Below are 17,317 nucleotides of genomic sequence, written 5' to 3' on the forward strand. Positions count from 1 at the left end.
TTGGTTTTTCTTCCTCTCCTTCCCCCGGAAGGGGAAGGAGCAAGGCAAAAGAAAGGACACCCGTCATGCAACGTCGAGAACTTCTCAAGCTCATCGCCGCCGCCCCGTTCGCAGGCGCCGCCGGCCAGCTGATGGCCGCGCCCGCCGCCGAAGGCACCAAGCTGCTGGTCGTGTTCCTGCGCGGCGCGTACGACTGCAGCAACCTGCTCGTGCCGACCAGCAGCGACTTCTACTACGCCTCGCGGCCCAACATCGCCATCGCGCGCCCCGGCACACCCAACGGCGCGCTTCCGATCGACGGCAACTGGGGCCTGCACCCGGCGCTCGCGCAAACCGTGATGCCACTGTTCCAGCAGAAGCAGGCGTCCTTCATCGCCTTCGCCGGCACCGACGACCTCACGCGCAGCCACTTCGAGACGCAGGACTCCATCGAACTCGGCCAGGCGCTCGACAAGCGTCGCGACTACCGCTCGGGCTTTCTCAACCGGCTGGCCGGCGTGCTCGGCGCGGGGCCCGCCACCGACGTGTCGCCCATCGCCTTCACCGACCAGCTACCGATCTCGCTTCGCGGCAACGCCAAGGCCGCCAACATGGCGCTTGCGGGCAATGCGCGCTCGGCCCTCGACGCGCGGCAGAGCCAGGTCATCGCGGCCATGTACCGCAACACCGCACTCGCGCAGCCCGTGGCCGAAGGCTTCCAGGTGCGCGATGAAGTCATGCGCGCCGTGCAGGCCGAGATGGACGCGGCCAGCCGCAACGCCATGAGCGCCAAGGGCTTCGAGCTCGTGGCGCGCCGCATGGCGCTGCTGATGCGCGACCGCTTCGACCTGGGCTTCGTCGACGTCGGCGGCTGGGATACGCACGTGGGGCAGGGCGGTGCCACCGGCTACCTTGCCAACCGTTTTGAAGAACTGGGCCGCGGCGTGGCCGGCTTCGCGCAGGAGATGGGCGAGGATGCATGGCGCCAGACCGTCGTCGTCGTCATCAGCGAGTTCGGCCGCACCTTCCGCGAGAACGGCAATCGCGGCACCGACCATGGGCACGGCACCGTGTACTGGGTGCTCGGCGGCGGGCTGTCGGCGCAGGCGGGCGGGCGCGTCGTGGGCGAGCAGCAGGCGCTGACGCAGGCGACGCTGTTCGAGAACCGGGACTATCCGGTGCTCAATGAATACCGGGCGGTGTTCGGCGGATTGTTCAGGCGGATGTATGGCTTGTCGCCGGCGCAGCTGGCGAAGGTGTTCGATGGGGTGGCGCCGAAGGATCTGCAACTGGTCTGACGGGCGGATCGGCCGGGGCCTTCGAGTGGACAATCGAGGAAGCTCCATTCGAAACCACACCCACGACCACCATGCCCCGCCTCGACGACCCCCTCCACGACGCCGAAGTCGGCTCCCGCGACAGCACGCTCGACACCACGCGCATCGACGACGTGCGCATCGGCGCCGTCCGTCCGCTCATCACCCCCGCGCTGCTGCAGGAACGCGTGCCCGTGCGCGACAACACGCTGGCGCTGGTCGAACGCAGCCGTGCGGAAATTGCCGACGTGCTGCACGGCCGCGACGACCGGCTGGTGGTCGTGGTCGGCCCGTGCTCCATCCATGACCACGACCAGGCCATCGAATACGCACAGCGCCTGAAGACCGTCTCCGATTCGCTGCAGGACGACCTGCTCATCGTGATGCGTGCCTACTTCGAGAAGCCGCGCACCACCGTGGGCTGGAAGGGCTACATCAACGACCCGCACCTGGACGGCAGCTTCGCGATCAACGAAGGGCTGGAGCGCGCGCGGCGCCTGCTGCTCGAACTGACCACCCTGGGCCTGCCGACCGGCACCGAGTTCCTCGACCTGCTGAGCCCGCAGTTCATTGCCGACCTGATCGCCTGGGGTGCCATCGGCGCCCGCACCACCGAGAGCCAGAGCCACCGGCAGCTGGCGTCGGGCCTGAGCTGCCCGGTCGGCTTCAAGAACGGCACCGACGGCAGCGTCAAGGTCGCGGCCGACGCCATCCTCGCGGCCCGCGCGCCGCATGCCTTCATGGGCATGACCAAGATGGGCATGGCGGCAATCTTCGAGACCCGCGGCAACGACGACTGCCACGTGATCCTGCGCGGCGGCAAGGCCCCCAACTATTCGGCCGCGGATGTCGCGGCCAGCTGCGAGGCGCTGCTGGCGAATGGCCTGCGGCCGCAGGTGATGATCGATGTCTCGCACGGCAACAGCAGCAAGCAGCACCAGCGGCAGATCGTGGTCGCCGAAGACGTGGCGGCGCAGATCGCGGCGGGCGAGCGGCGCATCACGGGCATCATGATCGAGAGCCATCTGGAGGAAGGACGGCAGGACCTGAAGCCCGGGGTTGCGCTGAAGCGCGGCGTCTCGATCACCGATGCCTGCATCGGCTTTGCGCAGACGGTGCCGGTGCTTGAGGGGCTGGCTTCGGCGGTGAAGGCGCGGCGGCGGGTGTCGAAGGGGTGAGGCTGGAGGGGGCCTGCTCAAGCTTGGAGTGGCCGAGCAGCAACTGCACCGCACGGAGGTTTCTCGTCCGCCGGTAGATCAGGGTCGCCTTCGTCCGTCGCATCGAGTGCGTTCCGTAGTCGGCAGGATCCAAGCCAAGCTCTCTGACCCAGTCACCAAGAATCCGGGCGTACTGCCGGGTGCCGAGGTGCGGCGAGTCGCGCATTCGGCTCGGGAACAGGAAGTCGTCCGATCGCAGCCCGGCGTGCTGAATCCACGCCTGCACAGTCTCGCGGGTTCCGGGCGTGAGCTCGAACTGCACCGGACGCTGCGTCTTGCGCTGCATCACTGTTGCCCTTGCTCTCCGTGGCAGACGTCCCTGACCTTCAGGCTGACAAGATGCTGTCCAAGCCCAAGTTGAAGAGGGCGAGTTCGCGCACTCGGCCCTCCAGTTGCAGCCGCACCCGCAGCGCCCAAATGTCCTTCAGTTTGAAAGGCGCCTTATGGCCGACGATCTTGCCCTTGTTCCGGGGCGCGCGGCAGGTTGCAGTGTTTGCTGATCCCATGATGGTCTCCCATCGAGTTGAGGGAACCTCAGCATGCGCGGGCCGGACTGCAGCTGTCCTTGGGCCGCGCCTGCTTCGCTGGATTGGGCATCAGCTTTCGCGGCTATGTTTGACCTGCGGCAGCAAGGGGCACAATCGGCCAATACCGGAAGTTCGTCACGCCTCTCCAGTTTTCCTCCGGCGATGCCCCGCTTGCGCTTCCGCCTTGACTACAGTCGGCCACAAGCCATCATTCGGTGAGCAGGCTCAATTCGCCTCATAGTCGACCTTCGTGGCGCGCGCACGACAATTTCTGTGGGTCTGGGAGCCGCTCGCCCGGAAGTGCGTGCACTCCGACCGAGCGGCCATCAACAATCGGCACAACCAGAAATTAACGCGATAGGCGATGAGATGAGCCCGCACTTGAGGCCGCATCGGCGCGCGAAGAATCGTCTGGGCAAAGAGTCTGACCCTACTATGCATGCAATCAAACGGATCCTCTTTCTCACCCTCTCAGCGCTAGTAGGCGGCTGCGCATTCCATCATGCGCCTTATCCAATGTACGAGGGCGAGAGCCCGCTTGCGGACACCGCCGTTTTTTCGTCCCTTGACGAACGAGCTACGCAGCACGAGGTCGCGACCATTCGTTCGGTGGACGGCAAAGACACGCCGAGATCAGTTTTTCCCGTATGGGTGAGGGTGTTGCCGGGCACGCACCATTTCACCGTTCACTACAGCACAAACTATGGAATCGGCGCGGGAGCGATTACGTATAAATATGCGGAGCTACCCGTCACAGTTGTCGACATGAAACCTCGGCACGTTTACGTCGCTCGCTTTGGGCGAACGGCTCAAGGCGTCAGCGTGTCAGTTGAGGATTTGGGCGAGCGCCCTCGGTACGGTATTCATACGGGGGGAGGAGTGAATCCGAAGTACCACCCAGTCGAGTTTTAGGAGTTCCCACCTACGGAACAACCAACCCGCAGCCTTGAGTCGGCGATGGCGGTGAGCCAGCCTCTTGCGGCGGCACACGGCCGAGGCTGTGTGAAAACGTGCGACGGTCGTGTTTTCGTGGGTAGCCCAACCATTCCCTGAACCTCGATCGTCGATCCTGACGCGATCTGAGAGGTCGCCTTTCGGACCACCGGCACGACAGCGGCGTTTTCACACAGCCTCGGCCAAAACCAGACGTTCGATCCAATGCTCCAATTCATCTGATATGAGCCAACTCTTCGCATTCGCAGACGTCCGCATCTCGCTGCTCGAAGGCTGGGCGGACGTCACCGACGACTTGCCCGAAGGAACGCCGCCCACGCTCGCAAAACCAGACGGGGTGGGCGCGCTTCAGTTCTCGGTGGCGAAGTACCAGGCCGGTGCCAGCCCGAACGTGAATCAAGATGACCTCGAGGCGCTCCTCGTTGAGTTCGCCGAAAGCAGAGCGCTGGGTCCAGCCTCGGACCTCGAAAGGGATCAAGCCGCCAGCCAACGTGTCGGTGCAACTTTTTTCAAAGACGATGACCTCGTACGCGTCTGGTACCTGTCCAATGGACAGGACGTGGCCCTTGTGACTTACGTGGGAGCGGGGACTGCGAGTTCCATTTCCTTGTCCGAGCTCGCAGAGGCGAGCGCAATCGTCGGGTCCATCGACTTTGACTAAACGGCGCCGGCCGGGGACGATCGCCGAAGGCAGAATCCGGCCAAGACCGGTCCGTGGCTTCCGTCGCTCAACTGATTCGAACCCCTATATGTGGCCCTTCAAAAAACGCGTGGCGGCCTCGTCAGCGCGCGCCATTCCGCTTTCAGAAAAATTTGCAGAGGCCATTGCCGGTGGAGACAGCTCGGTTTACTGCCGAGTGGAATTCGAGTCGAATGGCGAGAGGTCCTTGCAGCGGCTGACGGAATTCTTTGACCTCGTGAAGACTGCGAAGGATAGTGATGAGCCCGCCGATGAGTCGCAACTATTGGCTTTTCTGACCGATGGTGAACGCTCCTACTTTTCGAACTTGACCCCGGAAGAAATGGCCGAGTGGAACGAATATTGGTTCTCCACTCCGCTTCCGAAGCGACATTCCGCTGAGATGCTGTCCCCACAGTGGGATTTCGCTTCCATGCTCGATGCAATCTGGAATGGAGACTACGACCTCATTGCAATCCGACCGCGAGCGGCACGACATGTGTTGGAGTTCAATCCCCATGGTTACCCATACGGCGGCACCGGCAGTCTTGTTGCGCTGGTTGAGTGTTTCGGCAATCAAGTCGTCGGCGTTGATGATGGGACTGGATATGAGAAATACGTGCCACGTACGAACATCTGGAAGCCGTCCGCCAGCCCTGATGTCTAACCTCACATGTGGCCATAACGAATGACTGCTTTCGAGCAAGCCAGATGACCGTTCTGGGCCGGCGGATTCAACCGGTCGATGCAACACACTAACCACCGCATAGGCGGAAGGAGTGTTGCAGATGAAGCGGCGACCAAGAATCTACTATTCAGGCAGCCAGAAGGCACTGATGTGGGAGCGCTGGAAGCAAGGCTGGACGTTGCATGAGATCGGCAAACTCTTCGATCGGCCTCACACGTCGATCCATCGAATACTTGCGGAACCGGGCGGATTCCGGCCGCCTCAGCGATCGCGCGCATCGACTGCATTGACGTTGGCCGAGCGCGAGGAGATCTCGCGGGCGATGGTGGCAGGCGAGTCGATTCGATCCACTGCAGCGCGACTGGGGTGAGCACCATCGACGATCAGTCGAGAGATCAAGCGCAATGGTGGTAGCGATGGCTACCGTGCCAGCCTGGCCGATGAAGCGACTTGGGATCGAGCGCGACGTCCCAAGCGTTGCAAGCTGAGTGAGAACCGCACATTGGCTCGCATCGTGATGGACAAGCTGCGCGTGCTCTGGTCGCCGGAACAGATCGCAGGTTGGCTCCGGCATACTTATCCGTGCGACGAGAGCCACCACGTGTCACACGAGACCATCTACCGCAGTCTGTTCATTCAAGCGCGTGGCGCCTTGAAGAAAGAGTTGTTGGAGCACCTGCGGCGCACCCGTGGAATGCGCCGGTCACGCCACTACACGCAGAAGACGGCAACTCACGGGAAGATCGTCGATGCTGTTTCGATCAGTGAGCGGCCCGCCTGCGTTGAAGACCGAGCAGGGCCTGGTCACTGGGAGGGCGACCTGGTCTTTGGCAGTGGCAACAGCCAGATCGCGACATTGGTTGAACGTCAAACGCGATACGTGATGTTGGTGAAGCTGGATGGCAAGGACTCGCAGACGGTCGTCAATGCACTCATCAAGAACGCCCGCAAACTGCCGCAGGAGCTCTACAAGTCACTGACTTGGGATCGAGGCACGGAGATGCACGCGCACAAGAAATTCACGATGGCCACCGACATCCGGGTCTACTTCTGCGATCCGCAAAGCCCATGGCAACGCGGAAGCAACGAGAACACCAATGGCTTGCTCAGGCAGTACATGCCCAAGGGCGTGAGCCTCGCAGGCTTCTCACAGCGCCAGCTCAACGCGATCGCGTTCCACTGTGCTTTGGGAAGATTCCGGGCTTCCAATTCCTCGTTATTCCATTCTGCGTACGCTGCACCAAGGGCGATGCAGGCGAGCACAAGAGCGACAAGCTTTTGAACTGCTATTCGCATTGTTGGGTCCTGGCTCCGAAGGTCCGGTCGTGGCCGACTGTCGCCGTCTGGCATCCGCACCCTCACGCTATGTCTTCAACGGTGTGAGATTGCCAGCATTGGAAGGCAAAACATGCTGGCAGAACCGCCAGTCTTCCACTGCTTGGTCATCGACATAGACGTCAGGCTTGGGGAGAAAACCGATGAAAAGATCGTCGATGCCAAGCTCCACCGCGGAGCTGTGCGCATACTCGCCGCCGCCCGAACTCCAGAGATACAGCGCCGCGCCGTCCGCATACAGCCTTCTGATGTGCGCAATAACCGCAGGCATGGGAATACGCTTGGTGCCCACGGACCGAACCAGTGTGTCGTCGACATCAACGAAGATTACCCGCTGTCGAAATGGATTTGTGTTCATGACTTGTGCGATCGGGGTCTGTAATGAATGACTGATCCTGGCCGATTCAGTTGAAAAACTCGAGTGGTGCCCTCTTGGGCACATTTGCGGGGGTAGTCAATCCATTCCGCGGGCCGTAATCGTCGATCCTGGATCGATCTGAGAGGTCGATTTTCGCCGCGGGGCAGCGGTGAACGCTGCGACCGAGTTTTTCAACAGAATCGACCCAAAACAGCTGTTCACGTCTACGCGTCGGCGGCGCCAGACCCCTCGCGCCGAAGCGAAAATTCAATGTCAGGTGCTAAACCCACCGGGAAATTCAAGCCATGTTGAAAACCCGGTCGAACGTAGCTCGGAAAAGCTGCACGGCGTCGATTTGCATGGGCGCCAGGTTCAGCCCTGATCGCACGTCGACGGCCGGATTCGGCCTCAACACCAGTCGTTCGTTTGGTGGGCCGTTGTTGCCGCCTGTTTATTCCAGGTAGTCAATGAACTGCGGGATCACCTCGCGCAGAAAGCGGATCTCCTCTGCGGGAATGCTACGCGACTCCAAGTCGAAATGGATGAAGGTGCCATAGGGCGTGCCGCATCCTCGCGTCAGCAGCCGACCGTAGTACGACTCGACCATGCCGGCGTAAGGTCGGTTCGTCAGGCGCTGATCCTCGGACGCCTGGCTGGTCACGAACTCGCCGTGCTCGATCGCGTACTGGCAGAAGCTCTTGCCCAGAGGCACCACCTTCAGCCAGGTACGGTATTCGGAGTCGCGGTCGAAGGCATGCGCCGCGCGCATCACGTCACCGTTCAATTTGTAGATCGCTGTGAACCGATAGGACGTCCTATCGTTGAGCAAGGCCAGCGCCGGAACGATCCCGCGGTCGGCAAGAAGGCTGCGAACGGCCGCAGCTGGCGCTGGCAAGTCGACGTCGAGCATGATTACCTTGGTTGGGACGTGGGCGCGAATCTTACGTAATTCTTGCAGTGCTCGGGAACAGGGTTTGACCTTCATCTTGTCAACGCAAACCCTTAGAGTGCCCCGCAAGTCTCGCGGCTCCGCACCTGCGACTGGCCGGACGCTTCGGAAGGGCGCGCCGGTCGTGGGAGAAGCGGAATGCGGCTAGGCGCCGGAATCGGCCAGAAGCATCGGTGATCGGGTGGACCCGGTAGCTCGCGAACGTTCGATTCGCAGCGCCACGGACGGCGATGGATAAATTACAGACGGAGCAACAACGACTCGAGGCGCGATCGGATACACAGGCGCTGGTGGCACCACATAGGTCGGTGCGGCCTCATAGATCACGGGCGGCTGCCAAGGCGCACAGTACGCGTAACGCGGGATGTGGAAACAGGCCGTCTATAGCGCCGAAGTCAGTCGTCGGAACGCGCTGAAATGCCGTATGACCAGGGATGTGAATCAGCCCGAAGGTGATCGCGCCTTTCCAGAGGGTTCTGCTGCTTGTGGCCATTGGGAAGTCCTTGTATCGCTGCACGGAAAAGTCGAGGCCGGCGTGCACTGGCGCAGGCCAGCATCCCTTCGACCGCCACTCGGCGTTGTCGGACACGGCCGGAGCCGCCGGGAGGACACGCCGTACATCTTGGGTGGCAGGTTCCCAAGTTGGGAAGGCCAGGGCGCTAAACGATCAGCGGGCCGGCATCGAGCAGTTCGACTGGCGGCACCTTCAGCATCGCCCTCGCCTCCTCGACTGTGCAGGTCAACCAGCGGTCGAAGTCGTTCGCCTCAAGAGGGATCACCGAGCGCTTGTCCTGCTGATCGGCCGGCAGGTTCGGGTTGGGCTTGTGCATTCGCGCCATCAACGGATGCGCGTCGGCGTTCATGGTGAGCATCGCGAAGTTGTCCCACAGCTCGCCGGTATCGAGGTCGGTCCATGTGTTCCAGAGCCCTGCCAGGCCCCACGGTGCGCCGTCAGCACGACGAAAGCGCCACCAGACGTTCTTTCCTGTCTCCCAGTTCGGCTCGTCGAAGCTCGCGGCCGGAATGATGCAGCGCTTGCCGCTGGCCCAGGTGTCCTTGAACGTCGGCCATTTCTCCATGCCCTCGGTGCGCGCGTTCACGGTGCTCATGCGCGTGCCCCGAGCAGTTGTCGGGACGTGGGTCTTCGACCACGACGGACATTCCCCACTGCCCCACGACCAACTCGCGTGCGTAATCCACCTCGTCGGCCCGCCGGATGAACGTGGCGAGCGACAACGGGAACACGGTCAGCAGGTGCTCCCAGTCTTTCCGTTGATTGCGTTTGCGATCAATTCGCCAGAAGGCCTCGATCTCGCGGACTTCCGGGGAGATGTAGCGGGTGCACATGCATTCGTCCTCAAGGCCATGCCCCATTCTGGCGGCCAACCGCCAAGAGCGCGACAGGCCCAGCATCCTTAGTTTCCCGCCTCGTAAAGAGGCTTCAGCCAGTCCACCGCCGCCTCTTCAGGCGGCATCGCTCGCAGCCGTTCGTCGCGCCACAGATCGCGCGCGACATCCTCCAAATCGAGGGGGTCGACGGTGTGCCACTGCTGCTGCAACCGGTGCGCGCAGGCGGCAATCCAGAGGTTCGCCGGCATGTTGTCCATGCTTGAAGCTTACCCCAAATACTGTATATTTAAACAGTATTTTGGGAGTAGCCATGCCGAAGAGAACTGTGAAGCCCCGCCCCCGATTGGGTTATGACTTTCGCCTTTGAATGGGTGAACCTGGCCGACGGCGCCGCCGATGTCGAGAGCCTCGTGATGAAGGGGGACCGCCTGTATCCGCTGTATCGGCGAAAGGACCCGATCAAGGTCGCGCTGAAGGATTTCAAGCGGACGCCGACGCCGGTCCACCGAGTCATCGAAGTGAACTCCCCTGAGCGGCTGCAGGCCCGTGCGGCCGAGCCTGAGCATCTGCGGTTCTGAGGACGCATGGCATATCCCGATATTCCGCTGGAGGACGAGTCGGTCCTGATGGGCCGCAGGACAAGTGAACTCGGGCCAGACGAGCGCATGCGCCCTACCCTGCGCGACTTCGCTAACCAATTAGCCGGCCGCTGCGCGCGCATTGGCGACCGCTACGGCGACTTCGACCGCAACGTGGGCGACCACATCCGCGCGGTGATGCACGTCATTCCCGCGCTATTGCCCCAACCGGACACAGCCCCTGAGCCTGTATGAGAGTAAAGATGCGCCGCAGATACTGCAGCGGAATCAGGTTGAGCAAGGGTGAGCTCGTCGACCAAGTGTGGGTCTGTGGAATGCTGACCCCCCCGGCTACGCAACAGGTCAGCTGGGCATTTTGTGGCGCCCAGAGATCGCTGCTTGCGCGTACGACACCATCAGCTTTGCCGGAACGGAGCAAGAAGGCGGGCGCTGGTTCTATCAGGTCTGGTACTGCGAAACGCACAACTTGCCGGACTCCCTGTCTTTGGAACTGCTACAGAACGCACTGGCGATGAACCATGACCCAAACTGAACTTTTCTTCCCTCGAGCCTCCCATCAGGTGCACGTCGACATCGCGCCGCAAGCCGCGCCGGTGAACGAAGCGCCCTTCAACTTCAAAGATGTAGTGCCTGAGCCTCGGACCACCTATACCGTGCGTCTGGCGGACTATCCGCACCCGGCGGTCGACGCAATGAAGGTCTCGGAACAGCGCTTCCGGCGCGAGTTGGACCGCCAGCTCGGCGCCGATGTGATGCCAGCGCTGCGCGCATTCCAGAACGCGAGTGAGTCGGGTGAGAGCGACCTCACGAAGACCGAGATCGCGCTGGCCGTGCGCTGGGCCAAGGCCTACGATGCCGCGCGCACGGCGGGCTTTCGCGACCTTGGCGACGCCGACGAGGCATATTTCGAGGTGCGGGCGATCTGACTCCCGTTGGTCCCGTCGCAGGGGCTCACTCCAATCTCGGGTCAGAGATCGGTGGAATCCAACAGCGTTAGAAAGAACGGCTGCTTCAGCGATACGCAGAAATATGTCGTCAGCCAGTATCACGCCGGGCGTGCTTCGGAGATCTGGCTGGGCTCGCCCATATGTTTGAACTCGCCGATGGTCCCCGCGTTGGCGTGGCCTCTGCATCTGAGATTCTTCATATTCGGCGCGCCCAAGCCGTCTGCCGGACCGCCGCTGGCGAACCATCGAAAGACGTGGGAACGGTAGTCGCTGGTTGTCCTCATGTGCAGAAAACCTGACTCCGCGACGCCCAGATCGTCTACTGGAATGCCGGCAGCTCGGAGTGCTGCCAGTTCTGCATCGTGGGTGATCTCGAATGGCAGCGTCAGGGTCACCGTCGCCATGTGATAAGTGGCTTTGCCCATAGATGTGCCCCTTTCGCTTTTTGGCGCACCAGTAGATCTCAAGGTTTCACCGCGCGCAATACTGCTTTCGACGGGGGCGCTTTGTCATAGGCGGTAGCAGGGAAGGAGCGGGTCATTTGTCTCTCCGGAGAAGGTGCGCACCGCTCATGCGCGCCGGCAGCGCAATTTCTACACTGACTTCACGGCGAAACGCCTTGGGTAACAAGGGGCGCCAGGTGACCACCTCACTGGAGAACGCACATGGAACTGCGCAATCTGCCGCTGGGAAATTTCTTCATGAGCCTGCCGCATGAAGACGCGGGCATGTCGTCCACGGAACTCGCTGCCTTCAATGCGGTTGTGGTCTTTGTATTTGCCCCTGCTGCTTGCTGTGCTGTTCATGAACTGAACGTGAAGCTTCCCAGGCGCAAGAGCGGACTCCGCGATGATCAACGGCAAGAAGTTGGAAGGGACGCCGTACTCGCTCACCCGAGCGCGGCCGTTGCCTCGGAATCTGACCCTCTCGGAACTGAATGCCTGAGGCCGAGCGCGTTTCGCTATGCGCGGGACAATGCCATCCGGCATGCAAATCAGAAAATCGCCGACCGGTGTTGAGTGCCGGACAGACTACAAGGGCCGTAAAGAATTCGCAGGAGACAGACATGCTCACCACCGATCAAAAAGAAACCATCCTTCGCGGGGCGGGTGTCGCCACGCCAGCCTTTCCCGGCGTACTCTGGCGGCAGCAACGGCAACGCAATGCCGCACCAGGCAGTAGGACGAACCCTCAAGCCGGCATGGATCCGGGCACGGCCGCCAAACAATGGGCCGACGCCATCAACACGCTCTTCGTCGCGTATTCGGCCGCCCGTGCCGCCCAGAGCCTGCGCAAGGCCGAAGAAGCCCGGCAACTCGGCGTTCTGCGCCAGCTGCAGTGCCAAGGAAGAGCAGATCCTGAAACCAGGAACGCCGCGGCATCTGGCGCAAGGAAGGCCCGAAGACCGCGGCGCACAAGCCACGCAATGGGGTGATCAACAGGCGTTCGCAGCGGCGAAAGCTGACATCGCTGTCAGGGGACGGTGGAGACAAGCGAGCCGCGCGCACAGGTCCCGGCGCCGGCGCAACCAAGGCGCGCAAAGTGAAATTGCCAAGGAGCTTTCGATGATCCGCAAGCTCGCATCCGGGGAATACCGCCTCTACGCACTCAAGGTGGACCCCAAGACAGGCAGGCGCCGCAACCTCGGCACCTACGGTTTGAAAGAACAGGCGCAGCAGCACGAGCACGACGTGCAGTACTTCACGCGCCGCCAGCACTGATGGCTCGAACGAGGCGGGCACGGCCCTGTTCGACGCCGCGCTGCGCGAGCCCTGAAGGACACAAACATGCATACGCCGCCCGATTGGAATCTCGAGCGCTTCGTGATGGCGCAGAACCCCGTATATGCGGACGTCTGTGCGGAACTCGCCGCGGGACGAAAGCGCACGCACTGGATGTGGTTCGTCTTTCCGCAACTGAAGGCGCTGGGCCGCAGTTCGACCGCACTGTTCTTCGGACTCGACGGCATGGCCGAGGCTGCGGCATATTGGCAGCACCCCGTGCTCGGCGAGCGGCTGCGCGCCTGCGCCCGGATGGTCCTCGACGTGCCCGGCACCGATGCCCCCCGGTTCTTCGGTTCGCCGGATGACCTGAAACTGTGCTCCTGCATGACACTGTTCGAGATCGTGGCGCCGGAGGAGCCGGTATTCGGTGAGGTGCTGGAGCGGTATTTCAACAGTGTCCGGGACCGCGCGACGGTCGCGCTCGTGCAAGGCTGAGATGCACGCCTCGCGCGCGGTGATCGCTGTGGCGCGCAAGCTGGCCGTCATCCTGCACCGCATGTGGGTGGATGGCTCCGAGTTCCGATGGGGTTCACAGGAACCTGTTGCCGTGAAGGCGTGATTGCGCGGGTCAGATGCATTGACTGACGAAAGGAATCGAGGATTGAGCGTTCAGGTGTAGACGATGGTCCGGATGAAGCCGTATATGACTGCTGCGCTGCAAAGCGCGTCCAAGAGCGTGGCTCTCCGCTCCGTCTGACCAATGCGTGCAGCGCCGACCTTCGGGGCGGGACCGACTGCGTAGAGAAGCGTGAACTGCACCGAGACGTTCTGTTCGACGAAACCAAATACCGAGATACTCTGCGCTTGACAAACTGGCCCGATCAGAGAAGCAGACGTACGTTACGGGCCTTCAGTTTTTCGGGCGAAAGCGGTGCCGACGGCCCGCTATCCGTGGATACATCGCCCACACACGAAAGAAAGGCAGATGAAACTCGCATGTTCAGATAGGCCGCCGATGTTGAGGGAAACGTTATGAAATTTGTATGCCCCTGCAGAGCTGTTGTGCGAGACAACACCGATTACCAGGAACACAAGGCCCACTTCATCCCCGACCAGCTGTACGAGGGCGCTGCAGAGAGGATCCAAGCGGGCGGTGAGGTGTGGGCAGAAATGCGGCGCGTAACGCGTCCGATGTATCAATGCACCGAATGCTGCCGATTGTTCCTGAGTGATGACGCTGGAAACTTGGTTTCCTTCAAACCGGACGAAAGCACCCCGTTCGGAATTCTCAAAGGCAAACTATGAGGCGCTGTCGACCTGCACCTCTCGGCCAGGACCGGACTTTCGCGGGCTCTCCGCAGCTTCTCCCCAAAGCGGCTTGCAGCATGCAATCACCACACATTGAACAACTGGCACGGTCCTTTGTTGCTCTGGGCGAAAGGAGCAAGGCCTCGTTTTGCATCTGGATTGCAGGTCAAGTGCGAGATGCGCTCACGCCTGAAGAAGCCCAGCGAGTTGGGATCAGCCATGTTGTCGCGACGCTTCAGGCTTGGGAGGCAGGCAGTCAAGCTACGGGCGATCAGCTGAACGAACTGCTCATGAATGCCAACGATGAAGGGCTGTACGCTTATCTTCGTCGCGGGCCGAATGAAACTGACACTGCGATCGAGGCCGTCGGCGGCTCGGTTTGCTACATTGCTTGGATAGCCTATACAAGAGCCGGGGAGCACCTCCCGGATGGCATCGATCAGGTCAATGACGATTTCATCACATGGATAGTTCAGCAGGCTGTTGAATGTCGGGCTGTTACGCACGAGGCCTGCTTGGCAGTCGTACACGAATTGGCATCTTCTAAATGAAGGTCGAGGCTTGAGGCATTCGCGTGACGGGCAGAATCCGGCCAGAACCGGCCGTTCACCCAGCCGGCACAATGCGGCCAGAAGCAGCCGGTCGGCGTCGGTGCAGAATTCGCTCCAAACCGGCGTCCACTTCAAACCCGAATACGCATGCCTGAATTCTTGCTCTGCTGTGTCGAGGATACGTTTCTCGTGACGGGACGCGGGCTAGTCATCGCTCCCGGCTTTCCTGCCTCCGCTTACCGGTTCGATGCCAACCAACAGGTTCGCGTGGTCCGACCAGACGGCGAGCGCTTCGAGTGCGGAGCCTTCTTTCAAATCCCCTTCCAGAGCCCGCCCGCGAAAGTGCTCAGCTTCTTTTGTACGTTGCCAGCAGTCACCAATGAAAGCGTCCCGATGGGCAGTGAAATCTGGTTGCTTGGCAAGGCCGAAAGCGAAGTCAAGGTATTAGGGGGCGCCTGACGGCCACGACCGGACCTTCGGAGCCAGGACCCAACAATGCGAATAGCAGTTCAAAAGCTTGTCGCTCTTGTGCTCGCCTGCATCGCCCTTGGTGCAGCGCACGCAGAATGGAGTAACGAGGAATTGGAAGCCCGGAATCTTCCCAAAGCACAGTGGAACGCGATCGCCAGGGGTGATTTTGCGCAATGCCAAGCCGACGCTGCGGCAGTCAAGAAGCAGGCAGTCCCTGAGCAGCACGGGTGCCCAGAGACCATGGCGCCATATCTGTATCAACAGTGCATCAGTGCCAGCAACAGTCTCAGAGCCGATGGCGAACAACTGAAACAGGACATCTTGATGGGCTGTATGGCCCGCAAAGGTTGGGCTTGGTCCGACAACTAACCGACAGCGGCACCCGGCCAGAACCGGCTCTTCGGCTCTGACCGGAATCTAGTCAAAGCCAATGACGTACAAGACATGGTGAAGCGCAGCCGAAACTCGGCAGAGGTATTCACTTCTGCAACTCATGTGCAACCTCCCGGCGTATCAACTACCACACAGACTTCATGCTCTTCAAAACAGTGCTCGTCTCCATCGTGCTCGCTCTCGCGGGTTGCGCAGTTCAAACAGTGAATCTAAAGCCTGTGTCAGGCGTGGCAGCGCGCGCGCCGGCAGAAGACTTCGTGCACGAGGGTGTCGCGGGCCTCGCGAAGGTTCAATATGCGCTCGCGATAAAAGCAGGCCGATACGTACCCGTCGGCCAGAATGAAGCGGGTACATTCTTCTTGAGTGAGCAGTCGGACAACTTTCGAATTTTCTATTTAGAGCGCAAGAGATTTGATGGAAAGCGACTCATCGCGGTGTATTCCGGCGGGATGCTTATTCCGCACAGCGCATCTGCATCACCGAGATTCTTCATCTTGCTGGGAACCGAGAAGCTGGTGGTTGTGAGTGATGCTTCTATCTCCAAGTTCGCACATGGAACCGGCCACCCGGCGGCCGACATTACTTCCGAGGAGATGACTGCGCATCTTGAACGACCTGCTATTCCATTTGATGGCGCAGTAGCCTTCTTGATTCGGGACTTCGAAGGAAAGGGCTTCACATTCTGGGGACCACAAGACGAAGCAGAACGAGCCGCAAGATCTTGGCTGCTTGACACTCGCAAGCTGTAGGGGAGTGCCCGTCTGCGCCTCAACAAGAGGGATGGCGTTGGAACGACACGGTTCTGACCTTCAGGTCGAACGACTGCTTCCGGGGAGGCTTGATGTCCACAATGGGCCCGTAGCCGACATGCGCTCGGTTTGAAACCGGTCGTTTAGGAGTTGGCTCCGCTTGTCGCCCCCAAAGCGAACCTAGCGGCTGGTTCTACCAGAAGAACGCTCTCGCCTCGGGGACGAAAAGGCCAATCACGAACCAAAGTGTGTGACCAAGCCAAATCAGCAGTGTGTAGAGGGCAATCTGCTCAGACGTCCACCATGCTGCTGGCAGCCAATCGACGATGAAAGCCGCGCGCCATCCCTCGAATTTCGCAGCACCGTCACCCAAAACGACCCAGTACACGAACAGCGAATTCGCAGCGTAAAGAAGAAGCCACAGACCGACGTTCATAGCAATCGAGGTATGTCGCAAAGGATTGAAGCCGTACCAGTTTATCCATCGCGCGTCGAAATCGAAGCAGCTCGCGGGAACGACTGCTCGTGGCCGCATTCTGTCTTCTGGGCGCGCTGCCGTTCATCCCGTCGGGTAGAGAAAATCATACGAGCATGCATTCGCATCGAGCATGTTTCCCGACAACATCCATCGCGACTGTGAAGGGTCGGCCGCCCAGAAAAACCACAGTTCGCCGAGTCGGCCTTCAGGCGACCGGAGCTCAGAGAACGTGACCTGGGCGCGGCGATTCAGGTAGAACGCCACGACCAAATCCTTCGAGTCGGCATACTTCGCTAGCTTGTCGATTTCGCTTTGCAAAGACGCCTGCGGGTTCACCGTACCGGGCACCCATTCCTTTAGCTGAACGGGCACGTATGACACCTCATCGTTCACGACGTATCGGGCGATGATGTCGAAGTCCTTCGACTCGGCTTGCGCGAACTGCACTTGAAGTCCGAGAAGCTTGCTCATCCCATAGCAGAAAAGCGCTGCCTGTCGCCCCTCGCCGAACCGCTTCAGTTCGCGGGTGCGAAGCGAGGATGCAGCATATCGAAGCGTTTGGAGCGGAAGTTCCTGCTCGATTCGCCTCAGGTCAACGAGCAGACGCTCAGGGTCGATATAGGGGAGCGACTGCAACTCCCGTGGAACCCGCCGAGCTTGACCTTCAGACATGTGGCACTGTACCGCCATTGACTTTGGACATCGCCACGAATGTCAGGTCCTGGCCGAGGCTGTGTGAAAAGAC

21 protein-coding genes and 3 pseudogenes are annotated in these 17,317 nt (G+C 60.9%); 16 read left to right on the forward strand and 8 right to left on the reverse strand.

Annotation, left to right across the window (positions count from 1 at the left end; all coding sequences use genetic code 11):
- The first annotated feature begins 65 nt into the window (after positions 1-65).
- Entirely contained in the window at positions 66-1,277 is a 1,212-nt protein-coding gene (locus PMI12_RS00995) for a DUF1501 domain-containing protein (RefSeq protein WP_007828080.1), read from the forward strand.
- A gap of 71 nt (positions 1,278-1,348) precedes the next feature.
- Positions 1,349-2,473, forward strand: a complete 1,125-nt coding sequence (locus PMI12_RS01000) for a 3-deoxy-7-phosphoheptulonate synthase (RefSeq protein ID WP_007828081.1) — start codon at positions 1,349-1,351, stop codon at positions 2,471-2,473.
- A 16-nt stretch (positions 2,474-2,489) separates the two neighbouring features.
- Here the strand turns inward: PMI12_RS01000 and PMI12_RS01005 are convergent.
- Positions 2,490-3,018 (reverse strand): annotated as a pseudogene (locus PMI12_RS01005) (tyrosine-type recombinase/integrase); the annotation flags it as partial.
- A gap of 1,198 nt (positions 3,019-4,216) precedes the next feature.
- Between PMI12_RS01005 and PMI12_RS01010 the strand changes: the two are divergent.
- From PMI12_RS01010 to PMI12_RS27915, 3 genes and pseudogenes are all read left to right on the forward strand, one after another.
- Positions 4,217-4,654, forward strand: coding sequence for a hypothetical protein (locus PMI12_RS01010; RefSeq protein ID WP_007828083.1), 438 nt, complete (start codon positions 4,217-4,219; stop codon positions 4,652-4,654).
- An 88-nt stretch (positions 4,655-4,742) separates the two neighbouring features.
- Entirely contained in the window at positions 4,743-5,339 is a 597-nt protein-coding gene (locus PMI12_RS01015) for a hypothetical protein (protein ID WP_157632083.1), read from the forward strand.
- Positions 5,340-5,460: 121 nt separating this feature from the next.
- A pseudogene (locus PMI12_RS27915) lies at positions 5,461-6,534 on the forward strand (IS30 family transposase); the annotation flags it as partial.
- Between the two features lie 189 nt (positions 6,535-6,723).
- Here PMI12_RS27915 and PMI12_RS01025 read toward each other — a convergent pair.
- The 4 genes from PMI12_RS01025 to PMI12_RS01040 form a co-directional block, all read right to left on the reverse strand.
- Entirely contained in the window at positions 6,724-7,137 is a 414-nt protein-coding gene (locus tag PMI12_RS01025; RefSeq protein ID WP_157632085.1) for a DUF705 domain-containing protein, read from the reverse strand.
- Positions 7,138-7,504: 367 nt separating this feature from the next.
- Positions 7,505-7,963, reverse strand: coding sequence for a hypothetical protein (locus PMI12_RS01030; RefSeq protein WP_007828096.1), 459 nt, complete (start codon positions 7,961-7,963; stop codon positions 7,505-7,507).
- Between the two features lie 698 nt (positions 7,964-8,661).
- Positions 8,662-9,111: an SOS response-associated peptidase family protein gene (locus tag PMI12_RS01035; RefSeq protein WP_007828097.1), complete on the reverse strand. Its 450-nt coding sequence runs from the start codon at positions 9,109-9,111 to the stop codon at positions 8,662-8,664.
- A gap of 306 nt (positions 9,112-9,417) precedes the next feature.
- On the reverse strand, positions 9,418-9,609 hold the full coding sequence (locus PMI12_RS01040; protein ID WP_007828099.1) for a hypothetical protein: 192 nt from the start codon (positions 9,607-9,609) through the stop codon (positions 9,418-9,420).
- Between the two features lie 93 nt (positions 9,610-9,702).
- Between PMI12_RS01040 and PMI12_RS01045 the strand changes: the two genes are divergently transcribed.
- The 3 genes from PMI12_RS01045 to PMI12_RS01055 all read left to right on the forward strand — a co-directional run bounded on the left by PMI12_RS01045 (position 9,703) and on the right by PMI12_RS01055 (position 10,877).
- On the forward strand, positions 9,703-9,930 hold the full coding sequence (locus tag PMI12_RS01045) for a hypothetical protein (protein WP_007828101.1): 228 nt from the start codon (positions 9,703-9,705) through the stop codon (positions 9,928-9,930).
- Positions 9,931-9,936: 6 nt separating this feature from the next.
- Entirely contained in the window at positions 9,937-10,185 is a 249-nt protein-coding gene (locus PMI12_RS01050; protein WP_007828103.1) for a hypothetical protein, read from the forward strand.
- A 284-nt stretch (positions 10,186-10,469) separates the two neighbouring features.
- Positions 10,470-10,877, forward strand: coding sequence for a hypothetical protein (locus PMI12_RS01055; RefSeq protein WP_007828105.1), 408 nt, complete (start codon positions 10,470-10,472; stop codon positions 10,875-10,877).
- 119 nt (positions 10,878-10,996) lie between these two features.
- Here PMI12_RS01055 and PMI12_RS29140 read toward each other — a convergent pair whose 3' ends face one another.
- Positions 10,997-11,323 (reverse strand): hypothetical protein, encoded by a 327-nt coding sequence (locus PMI12_RS29140; RefSeq protein ID WP_007828107.1) that lies wholly within the window; start codon positions 11,321-11,323, stop codon positions 10,997-10,999.
- A gap of 240 nt (positions 11,324-11,563) precedes the next feature.
- Between PMI12_RS29140 and PMI12_RS28580 the strand changes: the two genes are divergently transcribed.
- The 8 genes and pseudogenes from PMI12_RS28580 to PMI12_RS28590 all read left to right on the forward strand — a co-directional run bounded on the left by PMI12_RS28580 (position 11,564) and on the right by PMI12_RS28590 (position 16,094).
- Complete coding sequence (locus PMI12_RS28580) at positions 11,564-11,917, forward strand: hypothetical protein (RefSeq protein WP_157632087.1); 354 nt, start codon at positions 11,564-11,566, stop codon at positions 11,915-11,917.
- Between the two features lie 47 nt (positions 11,918-11,964).
- A complete protein-coding gene (locus PMI12_RS27920) occupies positions 11,965-12,333 on the forward strand; it encodes a hypothetical protein (RefSeq protein WP_193386524.1) in 369 nt (122 codons plus the stop codon).
- Between the two features lie 130 nt (positions 12,334-12,463).
- Positions 12,464-12,619, forward strand: a complete 156-nt coding sequence (locus PMI12_RS29145; RefSeq protein ID WP_007828111.1) for a hypothetical protein — start codon at positions 12,464-12,466, stop codon at positions 12,617-12,619.
- A 66-nt stretch (positions 12,620-12,685) separates the two neighbouring features.
- Positions 12,686-13,117 (forward strand): DUF1810 domain-containing protein, encoded by a 432-nt coding sequence (locus PMI12_RS01065; protein ID WP_007828117.1) that lies wholly within the window; start codon positions 12,686-12,688, stop codon positions 13,115-13,117.
- A 10-nt stretch (positions 13,118-13,127) separates the two neighbouring features.
- Positions 13,128-13,241 (forward strand): annotated as a pseudogene (locus tag PMI12_RS28585) (IS110 family transposase); the annotation flags it as partial.
- Between the two features lie 766 nt (positions 13,242-14,007).
- Entirely contained in the window at positions 14,008-14,481 is a 474-nt protein-coding gene (locus tag PMI12_RS27925) for an Imm6 family immunity protein (RefSeq protein WP_157632089.1), read from the forward strand.
- A gap of 147 nt (positions 14,482-14,628) precedes the next feature.
- The gene (locus PMI12_RS01070; protein WP_007828122.1) at positions 14,629-14,940 is read left to right on the forward strand and encodes a hypothetical protein; all 312 of its coding nucleotides are present in this window, start codon (positions 14,629-14,631) and stop codon (positions 14,938-14,940) included.
- Between the two features lie 545 nt (positions 14,941-15,485).
- Positions 15,486-16,094 carry a hypothetical protein gene (locus PMI12_RS28590; RefSeq protein WP_007828126.1) on the forward strand — a complete coding sequence of 203 codons (609 nt, stop codon included), beginning with the start codon at positions 15,486-15,488 and terminating at the stop codon, positions 16,092-16,094.
- A 193-nt stretch (positions 16,095-16,287) separates the two neighbouring features.
- Here PMI12_RS28590 and PMI12_RS01075 read toward each other — a convergent pair whose 3' ends face one another.
- Both PMI12_RS01075 and PMI12_RS01080 read right to left on the reverse strand, forming a co-directional pair.
- Positions 16,288-16,530, reverse strand: a complete 243-nt coding sequence (locus PMI12_RS01075) for a hypothetical protein (protein WP_007828127.1) — start codon at positions 16,528-16,530, stop codon at positions 16,288-16,290.
- A 123-nt stretch (positions 16,531-16,653) separates the two neighbouring features.
- The gene (locus PMI12_RS01080; RefSeq protein WP_157632091.1) at positions 16,654-17,244 is read right to left on the reverse strand and encodes a hypothetical protein; all 591 of its coding nucleotides are present in this window, start codon (positions 17,242-17,244) and stop codon (positions 16,654-16,656) included.
- Positions 17,245-17,317 lie beyond the last annotated feature (73 nt).

This window comes from Variovorax sp. CF313, assembly GCF_000282635.1.
In the GTDB taxonomy this organism is placed as follows: Bacteria; Pseudomonadota; Gammaproteobacteria; order Burkholderiales; family Burkholderiaceae_C; genus Variovorax.

Coding starts and splice junctions, on each gene's coding strand:
- PMI12_RS00995 (WP_007828080.1), top strand. CDS start 66: ATGCAACGTCGAGAACTTCTCAAGCTCATCGCCGCCGCCCCGTTCGCA.
- PMI12_RS01000 (WP_007828081.1), top strand. CDS start 1,349: ATGCCCCGCCTCGACGACCCCCTCCACGACGCCGAAGTCGGCTCCCGC.
- PMI12_RS01010 (WP_007828083.1), top strand. CDS start 4,217: ATGAGCCAACTCTTCGCATTCGCAGACGTCCGCATCTCGCTGCTCGAA.
- PMI12_RS01015 (WP_157632083.1), top strand. CDS start 4,743: ATGTGGCCCTTCAAAAAACGCGTGGCGGCCTCGTCAGCGCGCGCCATT.
- PMI12_RS01025 (WP_157632085.1), bottom strand. CDS start 7,137: ATGTGCCCAAGAGGGCACCACTCGAGTTTTTCAACTGAATCGGCCAGG.
- PMI12_RS01030 (WP_007828096.1), bottom strand. CDS start 7,963: ATGCTCGACGTCGACTTGCCAGCGCCAGCTGCGGCCGTTCGCAGCCTT.
- PMI12_RS01035 (WP_007828097.1), bottom strand. CDS start 9,111: ATGAGCACCGTGAACGCGCGCACCGAGGGCATGGAGAAATGGCCGACG.
- PMI12_RS01040 (WP_007828099.1), bottom strand. CDS start 9,609: ATGGACAACATGCCGGCGAACCTCTGGATTGCCGCCTGCGCGCACCGG.
- PMI12_RS01045 (WP_007828101.1), top strand. CDS start 9,703: ATGACTTTCGCCTTTGAATGGGTGAACCTGGCCGACGGCGCCGCCGAT.
- PMI12_RS01050 (WP_007828103.1), top strand. CDS start 9,937: ATGGCATATCCCGATATTCCGCTGGAGGACGAGTCGGTCCTGATGGGC.
- PMI12_RS01055 (WP_007828105.1), top strand. CDS start 10,470: ATGACCCAAACTGAACTTTTCTTCCCTCGAGCCTCCCATCAGGTGCAC.
- PMI12_RS29140 (WP_007828107.1), bottom strand. CDS start 11,323: ATGGGCAAAGCCACTTATCACATGGCGACGGTGACCCTGACGCTGCCA.
- PMI12_RS28580 (WP_157632087.1), top strand. CDS start 11,564: ATGGAACTGCGCAATCTGCCGCTGGGAAATTTCTTCATGAGCCTGCCG.
- PMI12_RS27920 (WP_193386524.1), top strand. CDS start 11,965: ATGCTCACCACCGATCAAAAAGAAACCATCCTTCGCGGGGCGGGTGTC.
- PMI12_RS29145 (WP_007828111.1), top strand. CDS start 12,464: ATGATCCGCAAGCTCGCATCCGGGGAATACCGCCTCTACGCACTCAAG.
- PMI12_RS01065 (WP_007828117.1), top strand. CDS start 12,686: ATGCATACGCCGCCCGATTGGAATCTCGAGCGCTTCGTGATGGCGCAG.
- PMI12_RS27925 (WP_157632089.1), top strand. CDS start 14,008: ATGCAATCACCACACATTGAACAACTGGCACGGTCCTTTGTTGCTCTG.
- PMI12_RS01070 (WP_007828122.1), top strand. CDS start 14,629: ATGCCTGAATTCTTGCTCTGCTGTGTCGAGGATACGTTTCTCGTGACG.
- PMI12_RS28590 (WP_007828126.1), top strand. CDS start 15,486: ATGCTCTTCAAAACAGTGCTCGTCTCCATCGTGCTCGCTCTCGCGGGT.
- PMI12_RS01075 (WP_007828127.1), bottom strand. CDS start 16,530: ATGAACGTCGGTCTGTGGCTTCTTCTTTACGCTGCGAATTCGCTGTTC.
- PMI12_RS01080 (WP_157632091.1), bottom strand. CDS start 17,244: ATGTCTGAAGGTCAAGCTCGGCGGGTTCCACGGGAGTTGCAGTCGCTC.